Source organism: Streptomyces sp. NPDC091416 (assembly GCF_044756845.1).
Lineage (GTDB): Bacteria > Actinomycetota > Actinomycetes > Streptomycetales > Streptomycetaceae > Streptomyces.
Window position 1 is genome coordinate 76339 of the sequence record NZ_JBIVTU010000021.1, and the last position, 26719, is coordinate 103057.

At 72.5% G+C, this 26719-nt stretch carries 25 protein-coding genes and 1 pseudogene; 14 read left to right on the forward strand and 12 right to left on the reverse strand.

Annotated features, from left to right (window positions below; genetic code table 11):
- Positions 1-66 precede the first annotated feature (66 nt).
- The 3 genes from ACIQMX_RS38465 to ACIQMX_RS38475 form a co-directional block, all read right to left on the reverse strand.
- Positions 67-708 carry a PadR family transcriptional regulator gene (locus tag ACIQMX_RS38465; protein ID WP_363071636.1) on the reverse strand — a complete coding sequence of 214 codons (642 nt, stop codon included), beginning with the start codon at positions 706-708 and terminating at the stop codon, positions 67-69.
- Positions 709-821: 113 nt separating this feature from the next.
- Positions 822-2279, reverse strand: coding sequence for an aldehyde dehydrogenase family protein (locus ACIQMX_RS38470; protein WP_402485250.1), 1458 nt, complete (start codon positions 2277-2279; stop codon positions 822-824).
- A 54-nt stretch (positions 2280-2333) separates the two neighbouring features.
- Positions 2334-3215 (reverse strand): helix-turn-helix transcriptional regulator, encoded by an 882-nt coding sequence (locus ACIQMX_RS38475; protein ID WP_363071640.1) that lies wholly within the window; start codon positions 3213-3215, stop codon positions 2334-2336.
- Positions 3216-3547: 332 nt separating this feature from the next.
- On the opposite strand from ACIQMX_RS38475, the gene ACIQMX_RS38480 reads away from it, so the two are divergent.
- Positions 3548-4048, forward strand: coding sequence for an ATP-binding protein (locus ACIQMX_RS38480; protein ID WP_363071642.1), 501 nt, complete (start codon positions 3548-3550; stop codon positions 4046-4048).
- Between the two features lie 129 nt (positions 4049-4177).
- Here the strand turns inward: ACIQMX_RS38480 and ACIQMX_RS38485 are convergent, their stop codons facing one another.
- On the reverse strand, positions 4178-4420 hold the full coding sequence (locus ACIQMX_RS38485; RefSeq protein WP_250969074.1) for a DUF397 domain-containing protein: 243 nt from the start codon (positions 4418-4420) through the stop codon (positions 4178-4180).
- 251 nt (positions 4421-4671) lie between these two features.
- Between ACIQMX_RS38485 and ACIQMX_RS38490 the strand changes: the two genes are divergently transcribed.
- Positions 4672-5190 (forward strand): hypothetical protein, encoded by a 519-nt coding sequence (locus ACIQMX_RS38490; protein ID WP_363071644.1) that lies wholly within the window; start codon positions 4672-4674, stop codon positions 5188-5190.
- Between the two features lie 15 nt (positions 5191-5205).
- Here ACIQMX_RS38490 and ACIQMX_RS38495 read toward each other — a convergent pair whose 3' ends face one another.
- From ACIQMX_RS38495 to ACIQMX_RS38505, 3 genes are all read right to left on the reverse strand, one after another.
- The gene (locus ACIQMX_RS38495; protein WP_363071646.1) at positions 5206-7353 is read right to left on the reverse strand and encodes an FUSC family protein; all 2148 of its coding nucleotides are present in this window, start codon (positions 7351-7353) and stop codon (positions 5206-5208) included.
- Between the two features lie 339 nt (positions 7354-7692).
- A complete protein-coding gene (locus ACIQMX_RS38500; RefSeq protein ID WP_363071648.1) occupies positions 7693-8874 on the reverse strand; it encodes a DUF2786 domain-containing protein in 1182 nt (393 codons plus the stop codon).
- An 85-nt stretch (positions 8875-8959) separates the two neighbouring features.
- Positions 8960-9871 (reverse strand): NADP-dependent oxidoreductase, encoded by a 912-nt coding sequence (locus ACIQMX_RS38505; protein WP_363071650.1) that lies wholly within the window; start codon positions 9869-9871, stop codon positions 8960-8962.
- Between the two features lie 145 nt (positions 9872-10016).
- On the opposite strand from ACIQMX_RS38505, the gene ACIQMX_RS38510 reads away from it, so the two are divergent.
- A complete protein-coding gene (locus ACIQMX_RS38510; RefSeq protein WP_363071652.1) occupies positions 10017-11723 on the forward strand; it encodes a bifunctional 3'-5' exonuclease/DNA polymerase in 1707 nt (568 codons plus the stop codon).
- A 228-nt stretch (positions 11724-11951) separates the two neighbouring features.
- Here ACIQMX_RS38510 and ACIQMX_RS38515 read toward each other — a convergent pair whose 3' ends face one another.
- Both ACIQMX_RS38515 and ACIQMX_RS38520 read right to left on the reverse strand, forming a co-directional pair.
- Entirely contained in the window at positions 11952-12815 is an 864-nt protein-coding gene (locus tag ACIQMX_RS38515; protein ID WP_402485257.1) for a carbohydrate-binding protein, read from the reverse strand.
- Between the two features lie 123 nt (positions 12816-12938).
- A complete protein-coding gene (locus ACIQMX_RS38520; protein WP_402485260.1) occupies positions 12939-14297 on the reverse strand; it encodes an alpha-lytic protease prodomain-containing protein in 1359 nt (452 codons plus the stop codon).
- Between the two features lie 197 nt (positions 14298-14494).
- Between ACIQMX_RS38520 and ACIQMX_RS38525 the strand changes: the two genes are divergently transcribed.
- Complete coding sequence (locus tag ACIQMX_RS38525) at positions 14495-15175, forward strand: phosphotransferase (RefSeq protein ID WP_402485263.1); 681 nt, start codon at positions 14495-14497, stop codon at positions 15173-15175.
- 75 nt (positions 15176-15250) lie between these two features.
- On the opposite strand, the gene ACIQMX_RS38530 is transcribed toward ACIQMX_RS38525, so the two are convergent.
- Together ACIQMX_RS38530 and ACIQMX_RS38535 are read right to left on the reverse strand one after the other, a co-directional pair.
- The gene (locus tag ACIQMX_RS38530; RefSeq protein ID WP_402485266.1) at positions 15251-17776 is read right to left on the reverse strand and encodes an FtsX-like permease family protein; all 2526 of its coding nucleotides are present in this window, start codon (positions 17774-17776) and stop codon (positions 15251-15253) included.
- Entirely contained in the window at positions 17770-18504 is a 735-nt protein-coding gene (locus ACIQMX_RS38535; protein WP_402485269.1) for an ABC transporter ATP-binding protein, read from the reverse strand. The genes ACIQMX_RS38530 and ACIQMX_RS38535 overlap by 7 nt, the downstream gene beginning before the upstream one ends.
- Positions 18505-18637: 133 nt before the next feature.
- Between ACIQMX_RS38535 and ACIQMX_RS38540 the strand changes: the two genes are divergently transcribed.
- Positions 18638-19957, forward strand: a complete 1320-nt coding sequence (locus ACIQMX_RS38540) for a sensor histidine kinase (protein WP_402485272.1) — start codon at positions 18638-18640, stop codon at positions 19955-19957.
- 2 nt (positions 19958-19959) lie between these two features.
- Complete coding sequence (locus ACIQMX_RS38545; protein ID WP_363071664.1) at positions 19960-20601, forward strand: response regulator transcription factor; 642 nt, start codon at positions 19960-19962, stop codon at positions 20599-20601.
- Between the two features lie 31 nt (positions 20602-20632).
- Here ACIQMX_RS38545 and ACIQMX_RS38550 read toward each other — a convergent pair whose 3' ends face one another.
- Positions 20633-21721, reverse strand: a complete 1089-nt coding sequence (locus ACIQMX_RS38550) for an acyltransferase family protein (protein ID WP_402485275.1) — start codon at positions 21719-21721, stop codon at positions 20633-20635.
- Positions 21722-22310: 589 nt separating this feature from the next.
- Here ACIQMX_RS38550 and ACIQMX_RS38555 point away from each other — a divergent pair.
- The 8 genes and pseudogenes from ACIQMX_RS38555 to ACIQMX_RS38590 all read left to right on the forward strand — a co-directional run.
- Complete coding sequence (locus ACIQMX_RS38555) at positions 22311-22859, forward strand: hypothetical protein (RefSeq protein ID WP_402485278.1); 549 nt, start codon at positions 22311-22313, stop codon at positions 22857-22859.
- Entirely contained in the window at positions 22856-23083 is a 228-nt protein-coding gene (locus ACIQMX_RS38560; protein WP_402485281.1) for a hypothetical protein, read from the forward strand. The genes ACIQMX_RS38555 and ACIQMX_RS38560 overlap by 4 nt, the downstream gene beginning before the upstream one ends.
- Positions 23080-23445 carry a DUF6907 domain-containing protein gene (locus ACIQMX_RS38565; RefSeq protein ID WP_402485284.1) on the forward strand — a complete coding sequence of 122 codons (366 nt, stop codon included), beginning with the start codon at positions 23080-23082 and terminating at the stop codon, positions 23443-23445. The genes ACIQMX_RS38560 and ACIQMX_RS38565 overlap by 4 nt, the downstream gene beginning before the upstream one ends.
- The gene (locus ACIQMX_RS38570; protein ID WP_402485287.1) at positions 23442-24296 is read left to right on the forward strand and encodes a hypothetical protein; all 855 of its coding nucleotides are present in this window, start codon (positions 23442-23444) and stop codon (positions 24294-24296) included. The genes ACIQMX_RS38565 and ACIQMX_RS38570 overlap by 4 nt, the downstream gene beginning before the upstream one ends.
- Complete coding sequence (locus ACIQMX_RS38575) at positions 24293-24601, forward strand: hypothetical protein (protein WP_402485290.1); 309 nt, start codon at positions 24293-24295, stop codon at positions 24599-24601. The genes ACIQMX_RS38570 and ACIQMX_RS38575 overlap by 4 nt, the downstream gene beginning before the upstream one ends.
- Before the next feature lie 77 nt (positions 24602-24678).
- The gene (locus ACIQMX_RS38580) at positions 24679-24876 is read left to right on the forward strand and encodes a hypothetical protein (RefSeq protein ID WP_402485293.1); all 198 of its coding nucleotides are present in this window, start codon (positions 24679-24681) and stop codon (positions 24874-24876) included.
- Positions 24877-24888: 12 nt separating this feature from the next.
- Positions 24889-25212: a hypothetical protein gene (locus tag ACIQMX_RS38585; RefSeq protein WP_402485295.1), complete on the forward strand. Its 324-nt coding sequence runs from the start codon at positions 24889-24891 to the stop codon at positions 25210-25212.
- Between the two features lie 89 nt (positions 25213-25301).
- A pseudogene (locus ACIQMX_RS38590) lies at positions 25302-26719 on the forward strand (cell division protein FtsK); the annotation flags it as partial.

Genomic DNA, 26719 nt, shown 5'->3' on the forward strand with positions numbered 1-26719 from the left:
CCCCTATTAGTCAAACTTGACTAGAACGGGAAAGGTAACGGACCGAACCGCATTCGTCAAACTTGATTAGTGAGCATCCCCCGGATCGGCGACCCCGCTCGCATACGGGTTCACCTCCCCCTCGGCCAGCACCCCGACGAACGGATCACCCTCGCCCGCGAAGGTGTACGCCCCGCCCTCGATGCGCTCGATCAGGCCCCGGGTCCACTCCGCCCCCGAGTCCGCCGAGTGCACCCACATGTTCATGATCTCGCCGATGTGCCCGATCGATTCGGGCCCCTCCTCGGGCGTGTAGTACTCGGTGACCGAGGTCCGCCACCGGGCAAGGCCCGCCACCCGCTCCTTGAGCAGGGCCACCGCCTCGGCCCGTTCCAGGTCGACGATCCCGCCCAGCCCGGCCGACAGCACGTCCAGCTTCTGGTCGTGCGAGGTCAGCGCCGCGCGCAGCAGCGTGAAGTACTCCTCGTCGCCCTGCTCGGTGATCTCGTACTCGGTGCGCGGCGGGCCGCCCACCGTGCTCGGCGCGACCTCGTGGGCGAGCAGCACGCCCTGCTTCGCCATCTGCTTCAGTGCGTGGTAGATCGACCCCGGCTTGGCGTTGGACCACTCGTGCGCGCCCCAGTACTCCAGGTCGTTGCGGATCTGATAGCCGTGCGCCCGGCCGTGCTGCCGCACGGCGCAGAGGACCAACAACCGGATCGCTGACATCCCACCCACCTCTCTACTCAACTTTGACGAGAGTATCGGTGCGGCGATCGGGAACGGCGCAGGGCTCAGGGGCAGGCGGGTGGTGGCTCCGGGGCCGGAAGTCGCTCCGGGGTTCAGAGCGGGAAGTGGCTCCGGCCGTGCTGGATCGATATCCACTTCCGGGTGGTGAAGGCCTCGACCGTCGCCTCGCCGTTCAGCCGGCCGTTCCCGGAGTCCTTCTCGCCGCCGAAGGCGACCAGCGGATCGTCCTGGACGGTGGCGTCGTTGACGTGGAACATGCCGCTGTCGATCCGCTGGGCGAAGCGCACTCCGCGTTCGGCATCGGCGGTGTGCACGGCGCCGCTGAGCCCGTAGGGGCTGTCGTCGGCGATCCGCACGGCCTCCTCCTCGCCGTCGAACTCGATCAGCAGCGCCACCGGGCCGAAGATCTCCTGGGAGAGCAGCGGCGATCCGGCCTGGAGCCCGGTGAGCACGGTCGGCTCGACGAGGTTGCCGCGGGTGCGGCCCCGGACCGGCGCCGTGGCTCCGTCCGCGAGCGCCTGGTCGACGAGGGCGGTCAGCGCGTCGGCCTGGAAGGTGTTGATGACCGGGCCGATCTGCGTCTGCGGGTCCCGCGGGTCGCCGGTCCGGAGCGCGGCCACCCGGGCCACGAACTTCTCGGTGAACTCGGAGGCGACGGCCCGGTCCACCAGGATCCGGTTGGCTGCCATGCAGACCTGGCCCTGGTAGACGAAGCGGCTGAAGACGGCGGAGTCGACCGCGTAGTCGATGTCCGCGTCGTCGAGCACCACCAGCGCGCTGTTGCCGCTGAGTTCGAGAATGGTGCGCTTGAAGAGCGCACCCGCCGTCGCGGCGACGTGACGGCCCACGCGGTCCGACCCGGCGAACGAGATCACCTTGGGGACGGGGTGCGCGATGAACGCGTCGCCTATCTCGGCTATGTCGGTGACGACGACATTGAGCAGCCCGGCCGGCAGCCCGGCCTCCTCGAAGATCCGGGCGATCAGCCCACCGCCCGTGACCGGCGCGTTCTGGTTGGGCTTGACCACGACCGCGTTGCCGAGCGCCAGGGCCGGCGCGACGGACTTCATCGTCACCAGGAAGGGGAAGTTGAAGGGGCTGATGACACCGACGACGCCGACCGGGAGCCGGTAGAGGCGGTTCTCCTTGCCGTCCACCGGGGAGGGCAGGATCCGGCCCTCCGGGTGCAGTGCCTGACGCGCCGCCTCGCGCAGGAAGTCCTGGGCGCCGCTCAGTTCGTACAGCGCCTTCGCCCGGGTGCCGCCCAGTTCGTCGATGACCGCCTCGACGATGTCGTCGGCCAGTTCCTCGGTGATCCGCAGGGCCCGCTCCAGAACGCCGCGGCGCTCGTACGGACTCGTGGCGGCCCACTCCCGCTGGGCGCGCTCGGCGGCACGGTAGGCGGCATCGACCTCGTCCGCCGTGGCGACGGTGATGGCGGCGAGCTTCTCACCGTCGTAGGGATTGAAATCGATGATGTCCCACGAGCCGGTACCGGTGCGCCATTCACCGTCGATGTACTGGGCTGCCAGCTCGTGGAAGAAGGACATGCGATCCCTTACTGCAGGTGCAGACTCCTGTCGGAACGTCATCGTACTGAAATATCAGGAGAGTTGGAGAAGACCACGGAGCAGATCACGGCTCTCCTCCGGCCCGGGGCTCTCGTCGTGGAGCCGGGTCATTGCCTTTTCGTACTGGGCGACTTCTTCGGCCTTGTCCAGATAGAGCGCACTTGTCAGCTGCTCCAAATAGACAATGTCCGACAGATCGGATTCCGGGAATCGCAGCATCGTAAAGGAACCGCTCTCACCCGCATGCCCGCCGAAGCTGAAAGGCATGACCTGGAGCGTGATGTTCGGCCGTTCCGACATTTCGATCAGATGGCGCAATTGGGTGCGCATCACTTCCCGCCCGCCGTACGGGCGGCGCAGCGCCGCCTCGTCCAGAACGGCGTGGAAGCGGGGGGCCCGTTCGGACACGAGGGCCTTCTGGCGCTCCAGCCGAAGCGCGACCCGGCGGTCGATCTCGGCGGCGGGAGCGCCCCGCATGCCTCGCGAGACGACCGCGTGCGCGTAATCCTCGGTCTGCAACAGACCGTGCACGAACTGGACTTCATAGATGCGGATGAGTGAGGCGGCGCCTTCCAGGCCGATGTACGTCTGGAACCAGCCAGGAAGCACATCTCCGTAACTGTGCCACCAGCCCGCCACGTTGGCCTCACGGGCCAGGCCGAGGAGGGAGCCGCGCTCCGCCTCGTCCGTGACTCCGTAGAGCGTGAGCAGGTCCTCGACGTCCCTGGCCTTGAAGCTCACCCGTCCCAACTCCATGCGGCTGATCTTCGATTCGGAGGCCCGGATGGAGTAGCCGGCCGCCTCGCGCGTGATGCCGCGTGAGTCCCGCAGCCGCCTCAGCTGCGAACCCAGCAGGATGCGCCGCACCACGGATCCACTCGACTCGCCTGCCGCCACCGGTCCAACCCTCCCCATCGCTTCCTGGGCATCGGGGCCCCCCCGAACCCCAAGAGCCGGATTCTGCCATCAAAACGCTTCAGCCCGTACTCATTCGATTACGGAAATGGGAAGACTTCCCGAAGGTCCCGAAACTCCGCACAGGAAGAAATGAGCAAGAACCGGCACGCTATCGGACAGGTCAGGCGCGTGCACGTGCATCTGCCCTTGCATCTGCTCTGCGCATTCGGAACCATGGGCGACGCGCACCTGCGTGCTCGTTCGTGTTGTGCCGCTGTAGCCGCGTACCCGCAGTACCGATACAGCCGCGATTCTCGGGAGTGCCTCGCATGGGGACGAATGGATCGACGATGCTCGAGCCGTTACGGCAGGGGCTTCCCCCCATCGACCCCTCCGCCGTCTCCGGCTCGGCCACCTGCGCCCTGCCCGCTCGCTACGAAGCCGTCGGCGGGGCCCGGCAGTTCACCCGGGCGACCCTGAGCGGCTGGGGCCTGAGCGAGCGCTTCGACGACGTCGCCCTGGTCGTGTCCGAACTGGTCACCAACGCCCTGCGGCACGCCCTGCCCACGGACACGCCGCGCGAGCCCCAGGACCCGCCGGTCCGCCTGCACCTGATGCGGTGGACCTCGCGCCTGGTCTGCGCGGTGCGCGATCCCAGCCAGGCGAGCCCCGTCGCGTCCGAGGCCGAGGACTCCGCGGAGTCGGGCCGCGGGCTCTTCCTGGTGGACTCCTTCAGCGACTGCTGGGGCTGGCACCCTTCACCCGTATGGGCGACGGGAAGCGCCGTCGCCGGGCCCGTTCCGCGCGGAAAGGTCGTCTGGGCGCTTTTCAGGCTCTCCGAGCCCGCCTGACAGGCGGACGGGAGGCGTGCGACGCGTGGGCGAAAAGGCTCTGCCCCGCGCACGTATGACGCCCCGACAGCGCGAGCACGGGAGTCCGCAGCGCAGCGGCCACCCGGACCCGCGCCCCGCGTAAAGCGCTCACGCCTCCGCTATGAGGTGGTCGAACTCGCCGTCCTTCACGCCGAGCAGCAGAGCCTCTATCTCCGCGGGCGTATAGACCAGCGCCGGCCCGTCGGGGTGGCGCGAATTGCGCATCGCCACATCGCCGTCGGGCAGCTTCGCGAACTCCACGCAGGATCCTTGGGAGTTGCTGTGCCTGCTCTTCTGCCAGACGACTCCGCGGAGCTCTGTGGCCGCCATGCCGTTGTACACGTGGTGCACAGGACGCTCCCCGAGTTGCAAAGTGCAAGTGTCAACTGTCTCGGATCATAGCTGTGTTCAATTCCTGGTGCATGAGCGGATGCATGGGCAGATGCACGTGCACGCGCGGTGTTCCCTCGGTTACAGCTCTCTGCAGAAGAAAGACGAACGAAAGAGCTGTTCCGCTCCCGATTCCGGGAGTTGACCGCTCCGCTCCGTTGGTGACCGGCTGGTAGCTTGGACGGTCATTCGTCTACCAGGGGGAATTCAGCATGTACAGGCACGTACGTACCGGCGTCGTCCTCGCCACCGGACTGCTGACCGCTCTCGCCCTGACCGGGTGCGGCAGCGACGGCGACAAGGAAGGCGCGGACCGGAGTTCCGGCTCCACCGCCACCCCGGCCCCGGCCGGCAGCACGGGCGGCGACGACTCGGGCTCCGGGGCGGACGACGCCACCGGCGGGGTCAAGGCGCTGGAAGGCGCCTGGGCCGGACAGACCGACGGCAAGGCCGTGGTGCTGTCCGTCGCATCCGGGAAGGCCGTCGTCGTCGCCGACTCCCATGTCTGCTCGGGGACCGCCAAGGACACGGACAAACCGGTGCTGTCACTGAAGTGCGCCGACGGCGACACCGCCCGGACCGCGGGAGCCGTCGAGTCCAACGACGGCAGGACCGTCGTCGTCACGTGGGACGGCGGCACCAAGGACACGCTCGCCAAGACCGACGCCGACTCCCTGGAGGGCCTGCCCGATCTGCCGACCCCTGACCCCCGATCGGCGGCCCGGTCCTGACCACCCGTCAGTCACTCAGTCACGGGAGGCGCGGGAGCTCGACGCGCCGCCTTCCAGGCCCTCGGAGAACTCCTCCAGGGCTTTGAGCAGGAGGTCGGCCCCGTTCCGTACGACCGGGTCCCCGCCTCCTTCGCGCAGCCTCTCCTCCTCGTCCCACTGCGCCAGCGCCTCCCGCACCGCCGTCCAGTCCGGCACCCGCCGCTCCCGCACCGCCTTGGCGCCCTGCTCGGTGGCCCGGCGCAGCGCGTCGGCGAGCGGAGCGGCGGCCGGTACGGGAGTGGCACCGCCCTCCGGCAGGTGCGCCTCCATCAGCATCGCGACCCGGCCGAGCTGGGCCAGCGCGTGCTGGGTGTCGTCGGCCGCGGCGCGCGAGAGGCCGCGGTTGCGCACCGGCTCGTGCTGGGCGGTGGCCACCGCCTCCTGCCAGGCGACGCGGGCGTTTCGGGTGGCGAGCAGGGCCTGGCGGACGTCGTCGTGGCCGCGGTCGGCCGGATCCGCGTACTGGTCGACGACCGAGGCCGCGTACCGGCCGTCCTCCTTCAGCCAGTCGCCGAGCCGGCCGCGCAGCCGCGGGGTCTCCCAGGCCGGGTAGACGGCGTACGAGATCATCGCCAGGACCCCGCCGAGAAGGGTCAGCAGGACCCGTTCGAGCACGGTCTGCGAGAGGTCGTCGCCCGCCATGCCGAGCAGGAAGACCACATACGCGGCGACGCACGCCTGGCTGACGGCGTAGCCGGTGCGCATCAGCAGGTACATCAGCAGGGCGCAGACCACGGCGAGCACGGCGGACAGCGCGGCTCGCGGGTGGGACGCCTGGACGATCACGCTGGCGACGAAGACCCCGACGACGGTGCCGCCGAAGCGCGCCACGGAACGTTCGTACGTACGGGAGAACTCCGGCCGCATCACCATGACGGCCGCCATCGGCACCCAGTAGCCGTGGCCGTACGGCAGCGCGAGACCCAGCAGGTAGCCGGCCGGGGCGACGACGGAGATCCGGATCGCGTGCCGCAGGATCGGGGAGCCGTGGTGCAGCTCGCGGCGCATCGAGGCGATCACGACCGGGACCAGCCGCAGCAGGGTGGGCCGCCGGTGGTGCTCGGCGGGGAGCCGGCCGCCCCGCCCGGCCTCGATGGCTTCGGCGGCCTCCGCGGCCCCGGCCCGCTCCTCCTTCGTGCCCTCGCCCTCGGCGGCCTCGATGACGTCGGAGAGCAGGGCGGCCAGCCGGTCGGCGGCGCGGAGCGGGGGGCCGGTGAGCAGCGCGCCGGTGTCGGGTGTCTTCAGCGCGGCGACGGCGGGGGCGGGCAGGCGCACCGGGTCGCCGTGGCGGATGGCCCGCGCGGCCGCGTCGAGCAGGGAGCCGGCCGCGGCGAGGAGCTCACGGACCCGGTCGCGTTCGGGCCCCTCGGACGGGACGCCCATCGCCGGGTCCGCGAGCGAGGCGAGGACGGGCCTGATCCGCTCGGCGGCGCCGCGTGAGCCGTGCAGTTCGGCGGGGCGGCGGCGGGCCTGGCGGGCGGTGACGGCGGCGGCCTCCCGGGCCTCCATCAGCGGCACCGGGTCGAAGTGGGCGACCGGGTCGTGGCGCAGCCTGCGGGCGTAGTCGGCCTCGGCGGCCAGCGCGTCGGCCAGGGCGTCTCGCTGGGCGCCCCATCTGCGGACCGGGAACAGCACGATGAGGGCCGCCTGGACCACCCCGCCGAAGGTGATCATCAGGGCGTGCAGGGCCGCCTCGGCGACGGAGGTGGGCAGCGTGACCGTCACCAGCATGATCGCGACGTTGGAGGCGGCGATGATGCCGCCCGTCGGGCCCGCCGCCCAGGCCAGCCCGGCCAGGAAGGTCCAGACCACCAGCAGGACCAGGAAGAGCGGGAGATGGGTGTTGGTGATGTAGCCGAGGAACGTCGACAAGCCGAGGCTGAAGCCGGAGACCAGGGCGAGCACGGGCCGGGGCCGCCAGCTGCGCTGGAACGTGGCGATCGCCGCCTGGTAGGCGCCGAACGCGGAGCTGGCGGCGACCACGGGCCCGAACAGCGCGAGGGTCACCCCGATCACCAGGGCGAGACCTGCCGCGCCGCGGATGGCGATCAGCGGTTCGAGACGCTTCCGCTCGATCGTCAGCCCCGAGCGCGCGGTCTCCCTCAGCGCCCGGAGCCAGCTCATGCCCAGAGCCTAACCGGATTTCCCGATATGCCCGAGTTGTCGGTTCCGCTTTCCGGCCCGCAGACCCCGCAGAGGAGCGCCGCCCTTCCGGCTCGCGGCCCCCGCGGAGGAGCGCCGTCCTCCGGCCCACGGACCCCGGGAAGGGGCGCCACCCCTTCCGGCCCGCAGACCCCGCCCCGCGGCGCAGCCCGGGCGCCAGGACCAGCGGCACGGCCCTTCCGGTTCACGGACCACGCGTAAGAGCGCCACCCTTCCGGCCCGCAGACCCCGCCCCGCGGCGCAGCCCGGGCGCCAGGACCAGCGGTGCCACCGGGGGCGCCCGGCCGGAAGGGCCGTTTCTCAGCCGGGGATCTCCGGGGTGCTTCCGCCTTTGCCCATCCGGGCCCGGTCCGCCGCGGCCGTGCCGTGGGTCCAGCCGTCAAGGTCCGTGGCACCGCGGACCCGGGTCGTCGTGGTCTCGGGGAACATCTTCTCCGCGGCGCCGGTGACCGCCACGTCCCGGGCCGCCAGCACGGGCAGCAGAGCGGCCCCGGCGGACGACGCGCCGGGAACCGCGCCCTCCGCCTCGGCCTCGGCGGTGGCGCGGGCGGTGCCGTCGGCCAGCCGGGCGCCCAGCCGCTGGGCGTAGGCCATCAGGAAGGACTGCCGGAAGGTCTTGGTCCGTTTGCGGCCGCCGGCCCGCTGGCCCGCTTCGGCCCGGGTCATCGCCGCCGTGCCCTGCACCAGCAGCGAGGTGTGGAGCAGTTCCACGGCCTCCAGGTCCGGCTCGAAACCGACCACCGTGGAGAAGCCCAGGTCGCTGTTCCACACGGCCCGGCAGCGGTTCGCCGAGGCGACGGCGTCGAGCAGGATCGCCTTGGCCGTCTCGTACGGGGCGTCCACCCCGATCCGGCGGGCGCCGGGCACACTGCCGCTGTGCGTACGGGCCGCCAGCAGGGCCTCGTCGATACTGTGCCGGGCCATCAGTTCCTGCGCCTTGGTGGTGAGCGCCTCCGCCTCCTCGGGAAAGCCCGTCGCCTCGGCCTTGGCCAGCAGGGCGCGGATCCGGGTCAGCATGCGCGGTTCGTCGTGCGCGGGCGGCAGGTGCAGGGCATCGCGCAACGCGCCGGGCGGCGGCCCGACGGGTTCGATCGCGGGCAGCCGCAGCAGCAGCCGGTGGAGCGCCAGGAGCGCGGAGGCGTACGAGAAGCGGTCCGGCCGCCCCGTCGGCGGCGGGGCGGGCAGCTCGTCCAGCTGGGCCTGCCAGCGGGGCGGGAGCACCTCGTAGCGCCGGACCTCCGAACCGATCAGCCCGGCGGCCAGGCCGGCCGCGTGCTCGTCCAGTTCGCGACGGACCAGGCGCACGAGGTCGGCGGGCAGCCAGCCCCGGTCCCAGGCGCGCCGGACGAACTCCTCGCCCCGGCGCAGCAGCTCCGCGTCGGAGGCCGGGTCGGCGGCGAGAAGCGACGCGCCGGTGTCGAGGCCGGAGTCGTCGTCCGAGTACAGGGCTGCCGCGAAGGCCTGGTCGATCACCGGTTCCATGAGGTCAGGGTAGGCAGGGCGGACTCGCCGGACTTCATCCACACCCTGTGGACAACTTCTGCCGGGCCGCGCACCCATCCGTCCCTCACGGCAGCAGGACGACCTTCCCGCGTACGTGCCCCGCCTCGCTCAGCTCCTGCGCCCTGGCCGCCTCGTCGAGCGGGAACGTCTCGGCGACGGGCACCCGCAGCTCGCCGTCGGCCGCTTGGCGGGCATGCTCGGCCAGTTGCTTCCCGGACCGGGAGCCGCCGCCGGAGAACGCGACGCCGTGCTTGCCCGCGTCCGGGTCCGCGATGGTGACGATCCGGTCGGTGGTGCCGCCGCGCAGCTCGATGGAGTCCGGGAGCGCCCCGCGCCCCGCCGCGTCGAAGACCGCGTCCACACCCTGGGGAGCCAGTGCGCGGACCCGGCCGACCAGCCCGTCCCCGTACGCCACCGGGGTCGCGCCGAGCACCCGCAGGTAGTCGTGGTTGCGCGGGGACGCCGTGCCGATGACCGTCGCGCCGCGGGCCGATGCCAGCTGGACGGCGGCCGATCCGACCGCTCCGGCGGCACCGTGCAGCAGCAGGGTCTCCCCCGCCTCCACGGCGAGCTCGTCCAGGACGCGCTGGGCGGTGTTCGTCGCGATGGTCAGGGCGGCCGCGTCCGGCCAGCTCAGCTCCGGGGGTTTCCGGGCGACGAGGGAGGCGTCGGCCAGGGCGTACTCGGCGTAGGAACCGGTGGCGCTCCAGCCCAGCACCTCGTCGCCCACCGCGACGCCGGTGACCCCTTCACCGGTCACGTCGACCACCCCGGCGAACTCGACGCCGGGAATCGCCGGCAGCGAGGTCGGGAACACGTCCTCCATCCAGCCGCGCCGGATCTTGTAGTCCATCGGGTTGACCGCGGCGGCCCGGACCTTCACCCGCACCTGCCCGGGACCGGGATGCGGGTCCTCGACCCGGGCCGGGTGCAGTACCTCGGGTCCGCCGAACTCCTCGAAAACGATTGCTTCCATCGGGTCGTGTGCCTCCTCGTCGCAACGGATCCGGACCGGGCATGCTACGAAAAGTCCCGCTTGCCCGGGCCCGGCCCATCCTTCCAGCGTCGCCCCCCGCGCGCGCTCCGCCTCGCTGTCAGTGCCGGGTGCCAGACTCGAATCCATGACCGAACGCTGGGCTGTGGCCGTCACGGAGAGCGGTGGCGCGCGCCTCGCCCCGCTGGACCGCACCGGCCGTCCCACCGCCCCGGCCGTCACCGAACCGGACCTCGTCGAGGCCGTCCGCTCGCGACCCGGTGTGACCCGCTGGGTGTGGCGTTCGACGGCCGAGGTCTACCCACGGCTGCTGGCCGCCGGCGTCCCGGTCGCGCGCTGCTACGACATCGAGGTCGCCGAGTCGCTCCTGCTGGGGCACGAGGGCCGGCTCGGCGAACCCCGCTCCGCCGCCGCCGCCCACGCCCGTCTGCTGCGCGGCCCGGTGCCGCCCGATCCGCCGCCGCGATCCGCGGTCCCGGGTTCCCAGTCCTCCCTGTTCGAGCCGCAGTCGGGGACCGGGCTGCCCTTCGACGCCCTGCTCCAGGTGTACGCGGACCAGCTCGCCCGGCACGACGCCACGGACCGGCCGGGCCGGATGCGCCTGCTGACGGCCGCCGAGTCCGCCGGGATGCTGGTCGCCGCCGAGATGAACCGCTCGGGCCTGCCCTGGCGGGCCGACGTCCACCGCGAGGTGCTGCACGAGCTCCTCGGCGAGCGGTACGCGGGCGGCGGCGAGCCCCGGAAGCTGGCCGAGCTCGCCGACGAGGTGTCCGCCGCGTTCGGCCGCCGGGTCCGTCCGGACCTTCCCGCCGACGTGGTGAAGGCCTTCGCGCAGGCGGGCATCAAGGTGCGGTCGACCCGCCGCTGGGAGCTGGAGGAGCTGGATCATCCGGCGGTGCGCCCGCTCGTCCAGTACAAGAAGCTGTACCGGATCTGGACGGCCCACGGCTGGAGCTGGCTCCAGGACTGGGTCCGCGACGGCCGCTTCCGCCCCGAGTACCAGCCCGGCGGCACGGTCAGCGGCCGCTGGACGACCAACGGCGGTGGTGCGCTGCAGATCCCGAAGGTGATCCGGCGGGCGGTGGTGGCCGACGAGGGCTGGCGCCTGGTCGTCGCGGACGCCGACCAGATGGAGCCGAGGGTATTGGCCGCGATCTCCCGCGACCGCGGCCTGATGGAGGTGGCCGGCCATGACGGCGACCTGTACACGACGCTGTCCGACCGCGCCTTCCACGGCGACCGCGACCACGCCAAGATCGCGCTGCTCGGCGCGGTCTACGGCCAGACGTCCGGGGACGGGCTGAAGAACCTGGCGGCCCTGCGCCGGAGGTTCCCGCACGCGGTCGCCTACGTGGACGACGCGGCGAAGGCCGGCGAGGAGGGCCGTCTCGTACGGACCTGGCTGGGCCGGACCAGCCCGCCCGCCGCGGGCAGCGGGGACGACGGGGAGGCCGGCATCCCGCAGGAGAGCGAGGACCCGACGCCGGACGGCTCGGCGGCGGACGGCGCGTTCACCCCGGGCTACGCCTCCTCCAACGCCCGTGCGCGGGGCCGCTTCACCCGTAACTTCGTGGTGCAGGGCAGTGCGGCCGACTGGGCGCTGCTGCTCCTGGCCGCGCTGCGGCAGTCGATCACGGCGGCCGGGCTCCGGGCGGAGCTGGTCTTCTTCCAGCACGACGAGGTGATCGTGCACTGCCCCCAGGAGGAGGCCGGGACCGTGGTGGAGGCGATCCGGGCGGCCGGCGAACTGGCCGGGCGGACCGCCTTCGGTGACACACCGGTCCGCTTCCCGTTCACCACGGCGGTGGTGGAACGGTATTCCGACGCGAAGTGAACCGGAGGCGGACGGAGTTCACGCGCGGCAGGGAACGTGCCCGAACCCGCTGGGAACCTGCTTCAGCGGAGTTCGCACGTGCCGGGGAAGCGGCCCCAACCCGCGTTCACGCGCGGCAGGGAAGCGGCCCGGGCCGGAAGGATCCGGCCCGGGCCTGGCGCGGCGCACACCCCGGGAAGAGGCCCGGGGCGGGCGCGCGCGGCGGAGGTACCCCGCCGGTCTGCCCGTCTACCCGCGCTCCCACAGCGCGGGGACGTTCGGCGGCTCCCAGCCGGTCAGGGCGGTGTGAGCCTGCAGACAGCGGTAGGTGACCCCGCCGTACGTGACGCGGTCGCCCGCGTTGTAGAGCGCTCCGGCCGTCCAGCTGCCGCCCGTCGGCGGGTCCGTCGGGCCGGTCGGCGGATCGGTCGGATCAGTGGGGTCCTGGGCGACGTCGAGGACGAAGTCGAAGGTCCCCTCCTTCCCGGAGCCCACGGACCGGACGTTCATCAGGAGCGCCGGGTCGTACAGGGCGTCGGTGCTGTTGCGCGGTTCGCCCGGGAAGTACAGCTGGGTGGTGAGGATGCCCGAACCGGGTGCCTGGGCCTTCACATGGATGTGCCGGGTGCGGCCGGGATACAGCCCCGCCACGATCGTCGTGAGCGAGAACGCCCCGGACTGGTCGGTGAACTGGTGGCCCCGGAAGGCGTACCCGCTCATGTCGTACGCACCGTTGGTGTCGGCCTGCCAGAAGTCGAGCAGCACTCCGGGGACGGGCCGGCACTCACGGCCGAAGACATAGCCGCTGACCGTCAGCGGAACGCCGGGGGTGCCGGCGGTCACCAGGCTGGTGCGCAGCGGGGAGTTGGGCTTGAAGTACGGGCCCTCCATCTGGTCGTGCGTGGGGTCGTCGCCGTCGTCGCAGTCCGGCGTCGGGGCGAGCCGTACTCCGGCGGCACCGGCGTCGCGGGCCAGCGCGACCCCGCCCCCGGTGAGCAGCGGGACTGCGGTGGCGACCAGGGCCGCCTTGAGAAGGGCCTTGCGGCTGATGGGCCGGTCACCGCCGGACGGGCCGGGTGCCCGATCGGGGACGGGGGTCAGGTCGGGGGTCATGGCTGATTCCTCGGGGTGGTGGGGGAGGGCACGTGCGGGGCGGGGGTGGGGGCCCGAGGTCAGGTTCGGACCCCCGCCCCCCGTTCCTCTGTCGCCGGAGGGGTCTCGGCCGGGCTGCCCGCGCTACAGGGCCTGCCAGAGCGCGGGGACGTTCGGGGGCGTCCAGCCGGGCTGCGCCTGGTGTCCCTGGAGGCAGCGGTAGCTCGCGGAGCCGTACGTCACGACGTCACCGGCCGCGTAGGACGTGCCGGCCGCCCAGGTGCCGCCCGGGTTGGTCGGCGGGTCCGTCGGGTCGGTGGGCGGGTCGGTCGGGGTGCCGCTGGTGACCAGGGTGAGTCCGTACGCCTGGAGCGCCGGGTTCAGGGGCTGGAAGTACGTCGTACCGCCCTGGGAGCAGTTGCCGCTCCCGCCGGAGGTGACGCCCTGGGCCTGGCTTCCGGAGATGAACGAGCCGCCGGAGTCGCCCGGTTCGGCGCACACGTTGGTGCGGGTCACCCCGGAGACGGTGCCTTCCTGGTAGGTGACGCTGGTGTTGCGCTGCTGGACCGTGCCGCAGTGCCAGCCGGTCGTCGAGCCGGAGCGGCAGACGGACGAACCCTCCAGCGCCTCGGTGGACCCGGTGACCGTCACATCGCCGTTGCCGTATCCGTTCACCAGCGGGCGCGGTGTCCAGCCGGTGTTCGTGGCGACCCAGGAGTAGTCACGGCCGGGGAAGGTGGATCCCTGGAAGGAGCCCTGGGCCTGCTGGTTGTATCCGCTGGTGCTGACACCCGGGGTTCCGCAGTGACCGGCACTGACGAAGCCGCCCTGGGTGCCGCGCTTGACGGGGAAGCCGATGGAGCAGCGCCCGGAGCCGTTCATGTAGTACGCGTCGCCGCCCCGCAGATCCGCGAACGTGCGCGGCTGCCCGGCGCTTCGGGTGACCGTCACCAGATCCCGCGCGACGCCGGCCGCGGCGAGGAAGGTGTCGGCGGCGTCGGCCCGTGCGGCCTGGACGACGACACGGTTGGTGCGCACGTCGACGTACCAGACGGGTACGTCCTGCGGGGACTTGCGCAGCGCCACCCGGTCCAGGGCGGCCTTGGCGGAGTCGAGTTCGGCCAGGCTGTGCTCGACGACGACGGCCCGGGCGCCGGCCCCGGAGATCCTTCCGGTGTCCGCGGCATCGGTCGTGGCGACGGTCAGCTCCGCCGCGTCGCCGCTCAGCCGGGCGCCGGCGAATCCGGTGCCGAGCGAACGGCGCAGCCCGGCGGCCACGGCGGCCGCACGGGACTCGTTGCCGATCCGTTGCGCCGCCTGGTCGGCGGTGAGTCCCAGATCGCGCTGCATGGCCTTCAGCAGACCGGGCGAGAGCTGGTCCGCCGCGGCCGGCGACAGGCTCGGGGAAGGGTCGGCGGACGCGGAGCCGGTCAGCCCGGCCAGCGCGAGCGCGCCGACGGCCACGGTGGCGGTACACGCGGCCAGTGCACGTCTGCGGAGCATGGATCTCTCCACGGAACTCTCCTTGACTTCGGGGGAATTGCCGTCAACGTAGCCGCGTACACGTCATCTCCAGGAGATCCCGTCCGCCCCATCGCATCGCGTTATGGGGCGGTTCGGAAGCCGTCCTGACCGGCCGCAGTACGGGGACACGCGCGAACGATCTCCCCGTGGGCACCCGTCACGAGTAGGTTCCACCCATGCGAATAGGCCAACTGCTGGGCAGCGGACGCGACGCCGACGTATACGAACTGGACGAGGCGTGGGTCCTGCGCCGCTACCGCTACGGGCTGGACGCCTCCCCCGAACTGCCGGTCATGTCCTACCTCTCGGCCTCGGGCTACCCGGTCCCCCGGCTCGGCCCGCATCCCCCGTCGGCCGGTCCCGGCGATCTGGTCCTGCAACGGCTGAACGGTCCGACGATGCTGGAGTCCCTCCTCGGCGGCGGCATCGACGCCGCCGAGGGCTCCGCCCTGCTCGCCCGGCTGCTGGCCGAACTGCACACCGTCCCGGCCCGGCTCTCGCCGGATCCCGAGGACCGGATCCTCCACCTCGACCTGCACCCGGACAACGTGATGCTGACGCCCGACGGCCCGGTGGTGATCGACTGGAGCAATGCCGAGGAGGGCCCGCCGGCCCTGGACCGGGCCATGTCGGCGCTGATCCTGGCCCAGGTGGCGGTCGATCCGGCCCACCCGGCGGCGGACGGCGGACGCGAACTGCTGACCGCCCTGATGCCGCTCCTCATCGCGGACGGCGGCATCCCGGCCCGCCATCTCGCCGACGCGGCGGCCCGCCGGGACGCCAACCCGACGATGAGCCCGGCCGAACGGGACCTCATCGGCGAGGCGGCGTCCCTGGTCGCCGCGCTCTCCCGCTGAGGCCCCGCCCGCCCGGCAGCTCTCGTCCGGGTCATGCCGGGCTCGCGCGGCCGGGCCTGATCCGAACGCCAGGCCCTACTCCCGCGCGCCCGCCCGTCCGACCGGCCCGACGCGCAGCACGAGCGCGGCCGGCAGCACCGCGAAGACCACGGCCAGGAGCGCGCTCACCGCGACGACCGAGCCGATGGCCCCCCAGGGAACGACCACCCCCGAGCCGACGCCGAGCAGCGCGAGCGCGGCCCGTACGCCGAGCAGGTTCAGCGCGGCCACCGCCCCGCCGAGTACCGCCCCCACCGCCACCACGACCAGCGCCTCAGCCCCCACCAGCCGCAGCACCTGGGCCTTCGTCGCCCCGGCGAGCCGGAGCACCGCCAGATCGCGCACCCGGTCCGAGGTGGCCATCACCTGCGTGTTGGCCAGGGCGATGCCCGTGTACACCACGGCGATGAGCAGGATCATCAACAGCCCGAGCCGGGTGTTCCCGCTGCTCCTGCGGTGGTTCTCCGCCAGCCACCCGGCCCTCGTCGCCACCTCCGTACCCGTCGCCCGGCCCGCCGCGGCCAGCCGCGCCGAGACGGCCGAACGCGCCTCGCCTGCCCGGACCCTGACGTCGATCCGGTCGACCGCGGCGCCGCCCGCGTTGCGCGGGGTCACATACACCCCGTTGTTCCCCGTGCCGGTGCTCAGCACGGCCGCCACCCGCAGGGTGACCTTGCGGCCGTCGGCCAGCCAGACGCCGACGCGCTCGCCGACCGTCGTGGTCATCCACTCCTCGTTGACGACGAGCGAGCCGTCGTCGAGCCCGGCGAGGCTGCCCGCCACCACGGGAAGCTCCGACACCGCCGCCGCATCGGCCGGGTCCACCGCCCGCGCCTCGGAGGTGACGAGTGCCGTGCCCTCCTCCAGAACGGTCACGGAGGTGGACCGCGAGGCGCTGACGACGGCGCCCGGGATCCGCCGGGCGCGCTCCACGAACTCCGGCGGGAGCTCGGCGCCCTCGCTGCCCGCCGTGACCACGAAGTCCGAGGTCACCTGGGTGCGCGCCTCGGCGGCCCGGGCCTCGTCGAGCGTCGCCGTGGTGCCCATCAGCGAGGCGGCCAGCGCCACGGTGACGAGCACCGGCGCGGCGACGGCAGACGTCCTGCGCAGCCCGGCGGAGGCGTTCTCCCTGGCCAGCATGCCGGTGGCGCCCGGCAGTCGGGCGGGCAGCCAGGCGAGGAAGCGGGTGACGGGACGTACCAGCACGGGCGCGAACAGGGCGCACCCGACGATCAGCAGCATCGGCTGGGTGACGTACGTCTTGCGCTTGAGGAGGCTGCCGGGGTCCTGGAGGAGCCCGGCGCCCATCAGCACGGCCCCGGTCAGCAGCACGGCCGCGCCCAGCAGCACCCGGCTCAGGGGCATCGAGGCGCTGTCCACGGCGGATTCACGCAGCGCCTCGACCGGCCCCACCCGTCCGGCCCGGCGTGCGGCGGCGACCGCTCCGGCCAGCGCCACCGCCACTCCGGTCCAGAAGGCGGCGTGCAGCGGCCAGTTCTGGTCCCCGATCACGAACCAGTGCGGCGCGATGCGCTCACCGGTCATCCAGGAGGCGAGCCGGGGCGCACCGAGGACGCCCAGCCTGCAGCCCGCAGCCGACGCCAGTACGCCGATGACGACCGCTTCCGCGTACGCCGTCCGCCGCACCTGACCGGGGGTCGCGCCCGCCGTGCGCAACAGGCCGAACTCGCGGCGGCGCTGGGCGACCGCGAAGGAGAACGTCGAGGCGACCACGAAGACGGAGACGAACACGGTGATGCCGGCGGCCGTTCCCAGCAGCGCGTTCACGGAGACGAGTGCCTCGGCGTCCCGGTCCGGGTCCGGATCCGCCCGGCGGCGGTCGTCGCCGGTGAGCACCGCCATCCGGTCCTCGCGGCCCACGACCGCGCGCACCGCCGCAGGTTCCGCGTGCACCACCACCGCGTCGACGGCCGGGGAGATCCTGGCCGCCTCGGCCGCGGTGAAGAACACCGCGGTCTCGAACCCGGCGGGGCGCACCGTGCCGACGACGGTCCGGCCGGCGGTCCCCGAGCCGGTGGTGACCGTGATCCGGTCCCCCGTACGCACACCGGAGCCGCTCCCCGCGGTGACGACGACCTCTCCGGCGGCGGCCGGGGCCCGTCCGGTGGCCAGCCGGTAGGGCGTGGCGGCCGCGACGGGCCACGGGTGGCCGGCCGTTCCCCCGCCGGGGCGGGCGCCGTCGGCCGTTCCCGCACCGTCCCCGCCGAGGCGGGCACCGCGGACCGTGACGGGGAACGTGCGGTCCTCGACCGTAGGGCCCAGGGCCGCGAGGGCGGTGACGAGCTCCGCCGGGACCGGGCGGGGCGAGGTCAACTCCTGCGTGCGGAACCCGATCGGGGTCCGTACCCGCAGCCGGTCCTCGCCCCGGACCACGACGGGCGCCGCGGCGAACCGCTCGGGGCCGTGCCGGGGCGCGTCGAACGTGGCGGCGAGGGCCAGCCCGGTGGTGGCGACGATCCCGACACCGAGGGCCAGCGCGAGGAAGGAGCCGACGAAGGTGACCCAGCGGGTCCGCATGCCGCGCAGCGCGATGCTCAGCACGCCACGGCCGCCATCCGCGTCATGCGCGCCGCGACCTGCTCGGCGGACGGGGAGGACAGCTCGTCCCGCACGCGGCCGTCGGCCAGGAACAGCACCCGGTCCGCGAACGAGGCGGCGACCGGGTCGTGCGTCACCATGATCACGGTCTGACCGCCGTCCACCATGGTCCGCAGCAGCGTCAGCACCTGCCGGCCGGTCGTGGAGTCCAGGGCTCCGGTGGGTTCGTCGCCGAACAGCACATCGGGCCGGGTGACCAGGGCACGGGCCAGGGCAACGCGCTGCTGCTGGCCGCCGGAGAGCTCACCGGGCCGGTGCCCGGCCCGCTCGCGCAGCCCCACCCGTTCCAGTACGTCCAGGACCTCCGCCCGCTTCGGCCGGCGGCCCGCCAGCCGCAGCGGAAGAGCGACGTTCTGCTCGGCGTTGAGCGAGGGAAGCAGGTTGAACGCCTGGAAGACGAAACCGATGCGGGTGCGGCGGAGCAGCGTCAGCTTCCGCTCGCTGAGCCCGGTCAGTTCGGTGTCACCGAGAAACACCTGTCCGCCGGTGGGCCGGTCGAGACCGGCGGTGCACTGGAGCAAGGTCGACTTGCCGGAGCCCGACGGGCCCATGACGGCGGTGAACGTGCCCCGCGGGACGTCGAGGGTGACTCCGTCGAGCGCGGTCACCGCGCCGGTGTTCCTGCCGTAGGACCGGGTGACCGAGCGGAGCCGGACAGCTGCTTGATTCATGACGGCCACTCAACCGCCGCGGCTCGCGCGGCACATCGCAGCGAAGGGGAGTCCCGGAGGTGGAGGTAGCTCCACCCCCACGCTCCACCTCGCCGGGTGGTCCACCCCACCGGGCCCGGCCTACCGTTCCCCCATGCCCTCCCCCGCCGGCCCCTCCGCCGCCCCCGCACCCTCCCAGGGCCTCCGGCAGGCCCTGCGGCAGCGTCGCTACCTGCGCAGCGCCTGGCCCTGGCGCGCCACGCTCTACCTGCTGACGAGCGTGCCGCTGGGCCTCGCGACCCTCACCGCGCTCCTCCTCCTGGCCGTCGCGGGCAGCACGCTGACCGTGCTCCTCATCGGCATCCCGCTGCTCCTCACCCTCGTGCTCGCGGGCATCCCGCTGGCCGCCCTGGAACGGCGCAGGCTACGGCTGCTCGACCCGCGGCCCCTCGCCCCGGCACACCGCGAACCGGACGGCACCGGCCTCTCCGCCTGGCTGCGCACCCGCCTCCAGGAGCGGTCCACCTGGCGGGAGTTCGGCTACGCGCTGCTGTTCGCCCTGGTGCTGTGGCCGCTGGAGGCGCTGGCGGCGGGCACGGCCCTCGTCGTGTGCTGCGGCCTGACCGCCGCCCCCGTGATGCTGGCGGCGAGCGGCGGCGAGGAGGCGCGCGTACTCAAGATCTGGCTGATCCACAGCTACCCGCCCGCCTTCGCGGCGCTCCTCGCCGGACTGGTGCTGCTCCCGCTGTTCGCGTATCCGCTCGGGGTCCTGGCGGCCGGCCGGGCGGCACTGACCCGGCAGCTGCTCTCCGCGCCGGAGGCCGGGCTGGACTCCCGCATCCGGGAACTGGGCCGCTCCCGGATGCGCCTGGTGGACGCCTTCGAGGCAGAGCGCCGGCGAATCGAACGCGATCTGCACGACGGCGCACAGCAACGGCTGGTCGCCCTGTCCATGACCCTCGGTCTGGCCCGGCTGGAGAACCCGGCCGAACCACTGGCCGGGCTGCTCGCCAAGGCCCATGAGGAGGCCGGGATCGCGCTGGTGGAGATCAGGGAGCTCATCCAGGGCATCCATCCCCAGGTCCTCACCGACCGCGGCCTCCGAGCGGCGGTCGAGGACGTCGCGGACCGGTCGGTGGTCCCGGTGGACACGGACTTCGACCTGCCGGACCGGCTTCCCCGAGCGGTCGAGACAGCCGTGTACTTCGCGGTCTGCGAGGCACTGGCCAATGTGGCCAAGCACAGCGGCGCGGGGCGCGCCCGGGTGAGCGGCCGGACGGACGGGGACCGGCTGACGGTGGAGGTCCGGGACGACGGTACGGGCGGCGCCGACACCCGCGGCGGCACGGGGCTCCAGGGCGTGGCCGACCGTATCTCGGTGCTCGACGGCCACCTGCTAGTGTCCAGTCCGCCCGGCGGGCCCACGGTGTTTCGGCTGCAGGTCCCCCTCCCACCTGCGGACACGAGGACGTGAGCGTGCGCATCGTACTGGCCGAGGACAGCGTGCTCCTGCGCGAAGGCCTGATCGGGCTGCTGGAGCGGTTCGGCCATCAGGTGGTGGCGGGCGCCGGCACGGCGGACGAGCTGATCGCGGCCGTGGCCGAGCACGGCCCGGACATCGTGGTGACCGATGTGCGCATGCCGCCCGGCTTCTCCGACGAGGGCCTGCGCGCCGCGATCGAACTGCGCACCCGGCAGCCGGAACTGCCCGTCCTCGTACTCAGCCAGTACGTCCAGCGCGCCTACGCCGAGGATCTCCTCGACTCCGCCGACGGTGCGGGCGTCGGCTATCTGCTCAAGGAACGCATCGGTCACGTCGAGGAGTTCGTCGACGCCCTGAACCGGGTCGCCGCCGGGAACACGGTCGTGGACCCCGAGGTGGTCCGCCAGCTGATCCGCCGCCGCCGCGACCCGCTCGAACGGCTGACGGCGCGCGAGCAGGAGGTCCTGTCCCTGATGGCGGAGGGCAGGTCCAACGCGTCGATCGCCGCGGCGATGACGGTGAGCGAGGGCACGGTCAGCAAGCACTTCGGCAGCATCCTCGGCAAGCTCGACCTCTCGCTGGACGACAGCACGAACCGCCGGGTGCTGGCGGTGCTGGCGTACCTGCGGGGCTGACCGGCGCCGGGCACCCCCGCACCCCGGGAACTCAGGCCATGAACCGCTGGAGACGGGGCTCGACGAGAGGCCGGAAGATCCGCTGCACCACAGCCGTCATCAGCACGACGGCGGCCACGGCGGCCACGGCGGTCAGCGCGAGCTTGCCCCACGGCGAATCGAGCCGGTCGTAGACCCCGGCGTCCACCGCCGCACGGTAGAGCAGCGGGTGCAGCAGGAGGGCGTACATGGTGCGCGTGCCCATGACCGTGTACCAGGTCCTGCGGTTCGGGACGAGGGAGAAGAACGCGGCCGTCATGACGGCCGCGGCCACGAACAGCGCGATCCGCATGAAGAACCAGAACGACAGCGATACGTGCAGCTCGGTGTAGTCGTGCCGCCAGCTGAACCATTCCCAGTCGTTCAGCCGCGGAGCCGCCACATAGAAGAAGGGCAGCGCGAGGCACATCACCACGGCCGAGACCACCCTGATGCTCCGGGAGCGCAGCCACTCGAAGTGCTCCCTGCGCAGCTGCAGACCCAGCACGAAGAAGGGCAGGAACTGGAGCACCCGGGCGAACTGCAGGATGTTCCCGTTGCTGGTGAGGCCCGAAAGCATCGAGATCACGACAGCGACGGCCACCGGCCACCGCACGGCTCGCCAGACCGGCGTGGTGATCCGCCAGATGAACAGAGCGACGAGGAACCAGCAGACGAACCAGGGCTGGAGGATCGTGATGTCGATCTCGCCCTCGTCGAGGACGTACTGCCGGAAGAGCGCGTAGAGGGTCTCGAAAATGAGGTACGGGACCAGAACCCCGGTGATCAGCCGCTTCACCTGATCCGGGCGCCCGGTGTAACTGCGGGAGAGGTAGCCGGAAAGCACGATGAAAGCGGGCATGTGGAAGGAGTAGACCCAGGCCGCCGCAGACCTGACGGCATCACTGTGGTTGATCCAGTCGGCCCAGAAATGCGCGCAGACCACCAGGACGAGCAGCAGGAACTTGGCATTGTCGAAAAAGGGATCCCTGCCGTCCCGACGGGGCGCGGGCGCAGCCGAACGTTCCGTCGCGGGGGGCGCCGTCAGCACGGCCCTCTCGCCTGCCGGACCCGGTATCTCCCCGCCCATGGCGCTTGTCATCCGCCGTCTCCTCCAGAACACCCTGCTGATCGAGTCCATTGCAGCGGCGCAGAAGGCCGGCCGACCGGCCCGGTCGGCGATCATACACACCGGCCCCCGACAGACGGCGCCGAAGAGACCCCGCGCCGCCCCACGGTATTCCCCCTCCGGCCACCGCCCGGCCACCGGGGACACACGGAGCCCCTGGGCCGTCCCGCCGAAGTCGGCGCACCATGCCCCGGACATGAAAAAGCCCCAGGTCACGGCGAGTGAGTCCTGGGGCTGATCCGAGCCGCCTTCGGGATTCGAACCCGAGACCTACGCATTACGAGGTCTTTCAAGGCGCCTGCCCGAGCTGCCAGGACTGCCGCATGGGCCGCTGACCTGCGGAAATGCTATATCGCCCTCTATCGCTTTCCATCGTTCTATCTAGTTCTCATGCGTACGGCATGCGTACTGCGTCGAGGTAATCCCACCACATGCATTGTGTTCACTTTGAACACCATGGTGTGTATGGTGGACACACCACCTCAGAACGTGAGGCGGCCCCGGGCGGCGTTGTCGCGCCGCCCGGGGCCTAGGTATCGACCCTCTGTGAAGGGACCGAACCATGCGCACAACCGTACCCACCAACCTCACCGCCGCCCAGCTCGATGGGCTGGCCTGCTTCGTCTGCGGGGCGGACGACACCGAGCAGCGGCCGACGGGTGACCGTTCCCCGTCCGGTGTGCAGCTGTTCGCCTGCACCGACCCCGACGTCTGCCGCGCACAGCGCAGCGTCAACGCGCAGTTCCCCCGGCTGGCCGCGCTGCGCGCCGAGGCGCAGTCCGCCCCGGTGTTCGAGGAGCACCCGCACGTCCTGGGCGTGCCGGTCATGTTCAGCCGGGAGGGCGCCGCGTTGCGGGCGAGTTTCGACCCGGCGCAGACCACGCTGGAGAACGCCCGCGAGCTCATCGCCGAGGCGAACGCCCTGTACCCGGGCGCCCGTGCTGTGGCGTTCACGAACATCGGGTGCACGGTCATCACGAGCCTCCCGGCCGACGAACTGCCCGCTCGCATCGAGCAGCGCGGCAAGGGGCGCTGCGTCGTCATGTACGACGACACCCGCATAAGCAGTGACCAGCTGCTGGCGCTGCTGGACAAGGTGGCCGGCCGATGAGCGTTGACACCAGCGCGGCCCACCAGCCGCTGTATGACCCGGCCGTCGATGGCGACTCCTACGTGCCGCCCCTCGACGCGGCGCTCCGTCTCGCCCGGAACGCCCTTGACGACAAGGCCACCGCGAACATCCACGACCACACCGAGATGCTGCGCGCCGCCGTCACCCTGGAGATGCGTCTCCGTGCCCTGGTCGCCGCCCTCGACGAGGAGGCCAGCCGATGAGCGAGGACCGCACCGTCACGGTGCCCACCCTCGACTGCGGCGACGTCACCGTGCCCGAGCCCGGCTGGTGCGTCGGGCACGACGGTGAACCCGTCAACGCGCTGTGCGACCTCGGGCACCGGGGAACTGAGCACTTCCTCGGCACCGACGACCAGGCCGTGTTCGTCGCGCAGCTCTCCCAGTACCCGCACGGCAGCGGCCCCCGCGACATCCACCTGTACATCGAGGCCGTGACCGACGCCGCCTCGCTCGCCCCCGAGGGTGTCGAGGCCCTGGCCACCGTGCTCGCCGCAGCCTCCGCCCAGCTCCGCCCTCTCGCGCTGCAACTCGCGGTGCTCCGTACCGAGGAGGCCGGCCGATGAACCGGGACTACCTGAAGTGGGCGGCGCTCGCGTGCGCCCTGGTCGCCACCGCGTCCGCCGAGTACGAGTTGGCGCGGGCCGTCGGCTACAACCAGTGGGTGGCCGCGGCTGTGCCGGGCGCCCTGGACGTGTGGACGGTGCGGGCGATGCGCCAGCACCGGGACGTCCTCGCCGCGGTCGTCGCGATGATCCTCGTGAACGCGGCCAGCCACCTCGTGACGGCCGGTCTCCTGTCGGTGTCGGTGTCGCTGGTCGTCGGGGTGTCCGCGATCGCGCCGCTGGTCCTGTACCGCCTTCACACGATCACCGGGACCGGGCAGGAGACCGAGCAGCCAGCGGCCGCCGAGGCGCCCGACACCGAGCCCGTGCCTGTAGTGCCGGCGCCGCAGCGGTACGGGGACCCGGTGGTCGTCCGCCCGGTGCCGAAGGTGGTGCCCGAGGGGGTCGCCCTGCTGCCGGTCGTCGCCGCGCCCGTTCTGGGTGAACAGCAGTCCGTGTACCCGGTGTCCACCGCTGTCCCCGTGCACACCCCCGCCCCTGTCGAGCTCCCGGCCGCCGATGCGGCCCCGGGGCTGGAACGGCAGGTCATCTGTGGTGCGCACCGGGTGTTCACCCTGACCGTGCCCCCGGTCCCGGACCCGCCGAAGGTGAACACGCGGCTGTCCGCTGAGCAGGCGCGGGAGGTCATCGAGGCGGGGTGGGTGAACGGGGCGGGTGTGCGGGAGACCGCCCGGTTGTCCACCCGCAGCGCGTCGTACGTGGCGAAGGTGTTCACCCAGCTGACCGAGGCACAGGCAGCGGCGGCGGCCCCGGTGTCGCTTGCCCTCGTCGCCGAGGAGGTGTCGGCATGAGCGACCTGAACAAGGCGTCGCAGGACGCCGTCGACGCGGCCGCGAACAGCGAGCAGGTGGCCCTGATCCTCGCCGTGCTCCAGGCGCAGCAGCTTGCCCAGCAGCAGGCGCCCGGGTGCCAGCACCCGCCTGCCGGCCGCGACGCGGGGGGCGTGGCGAAGTGGCTCGCGATCGGGGTCGGCGGGTCGGTGCTGCTGCTCGCCGTGGCCGTGTCCGCAGTCGCCGTCGCGATCTCCGCTGTCGCCCTGACGGTGTGCGTGCTCGTGCTGCGGTCGGTGTGGCAGGACGTCCGCCGGAAGGACTGACGGCTGCCCGCGGCGCCCGGTGAGGACCGGGCGCCAAGGGGAGCCGGAACAGGCCGGCCCGCAGGAAAGGACGCCTCATGGCCACCAGCCCGCAGGACACCGCCGCCCGAGCCTTGACCCGGGCCGTGCACTACGCCGACAAGGCCGCCAGTTACGCGGACGGCAGCACCCACAACACCGAGCACAACGCCCCGGTCATCGCTGCCCTGGGCGGCCTGGCCGCGGTCTACGCCGACATCGCGAAGGCCGCTGCCCTGCTCGCCAACAACTCCTGAGAGGACCCCGCCATGCACAGCTACACCCCGGCCGAGAAGCGCGAACGCAACAAGCTGTTCCGCAAGGGCTTCCGCCAGGCGCTCGCCGACTGCGTCGACCCCGCCCTGGAGCGGCGCATCGAGCGCATCGACGCCGCGGCCGCCGAGCGCGGACAGCGGGAGCTGAACGCCCTGTACGCGGTGCGGGAGACGGACCGGCAGGCCGTCGCCAACGCCAAGGCCGCCATGCGCACCGCGCCCCGGCAGGACCGTGCCTCCGCCCGGCAGAAGGTCCGGGACGCCGAGCAGCAGCTGCGCCGCTCCGAGCGGGCCGTGAACCGGGCCGAGAACTCCTGAACACGCCACGGGGCGGCCGCACACCGGCCAAGGACGTTCGGCCGCCCCGTGCCACCTGACCACCCATGCGAGCAGCAGGAGAGACCATCATGTCGGAAACCATCGCCCGCCCTGTCAACGGGCACACCCTGACCAAGCTGCACCCCATCCCCCCGGACGCCCTCGACACCGAGACACCCGCCCCCGCGCCGGCGGAACCCGCGGCCGTCGACGTTGTCGAGGCTGTCGACCGGGCGGACAACCCGCTCGCTGACTGGCTGACCGTGCCCGACGCCCCCGTGTTGCCCGCGTGGGCGAGGTCGGCCGCCTCGATCCGGGCCAACACGGCGGCGTTCGTGCGGCTGTCGTGGTGGCACGCCCGCTACCACAGCGTGCGCACCCCGAAGTACCTCGTGCGGACCGTGCTGCTGGCCGCCCGCGGCTTCTTCCGGGCCACCGTCGGGCTGTGGCCGACCCTGTCCGCGCAGGACCACACCGCCGTGGTCCGGGCCCTCAAGGCCCAGTCCAAGGCCCGCCCCGAGGACATCGAGCTGGCCGCCCGGCTCCAGCTCGCCCACGGCATCCGCACCCGCACCCGCCGTTGGCGGTTCGGTACGGCGGCCGTCGCGGTCGCCGCGGCCACGATCGGCATCGCCCTGGCCGACCCGCTCGTGCAGACCGGTGTCGCCGCCGCAGTCGTCACCCCGCTGGCCTACCTCGGCAGGGGGAGGGATGCCCAGTTCCTTGACCAGGGCGCCCCGCCGCTGCGCGTCGACATGTCCGCGCAGCAGCTCAACGACGCCCTGCGCGCTGCTGGCCTCCTGAAAAGCGGCCGGGGAGACGAGGAAGCGCCGCGGGTGTCGTGCACGATGGGCCCGGTTCGTGACGGCCGTGGCTGGGCGGTGATCTTTGACCTGCCCCGGGGCGGCGGCAAGACCGCCTCGGACGTGCTCGCGAAGCGGGAGGTCATCGCGCAGGAACTCGGGGTCGATGAGATCCAGGTCATCATGTCCCGCGTCCGCGCGGCCAAGGGCGGCAACGCCGGCCGCGTCAGCATGTGGGTCGCCGACGACGACCCGTACCTGGGGACGCCGAACCCGTCGCCGCTCGCCACGGCGGAACGGTTCTCGATCTGGGAGCCGATCCCGTTCGGGCAGGATGCCCGCGGCAACCGCATCGAGGTGCCGGTGATGTGGCAGTCGCTGTTCTTCGGCGGCCTCCCGCGCCGCGGTAAGACGTTCACGCAGCGCCTCATGACCGCGGCTGGGCTGCTCGACAGCCACGTGCGGCACTACGTCGCCGATGGGAAGGGCGGTGCGGACTGGATGCCGATGAAGGCCGTCGCGCACCGCCTGGTCATGGGCGCCGAGGACGACGCCTGCCAGGCGCTCAAGGCCATGTTGCAGGAGCTGCTGTTGGAGATGGAACGCCGGTTCGCGATCCTGCGGGACCTGCCCACCTCGCTGTGCCCCGAGGGCAAGCTGACCCCGGACCTGGTAGCCCGGTACAACCTGCCGGTCATCTTCGT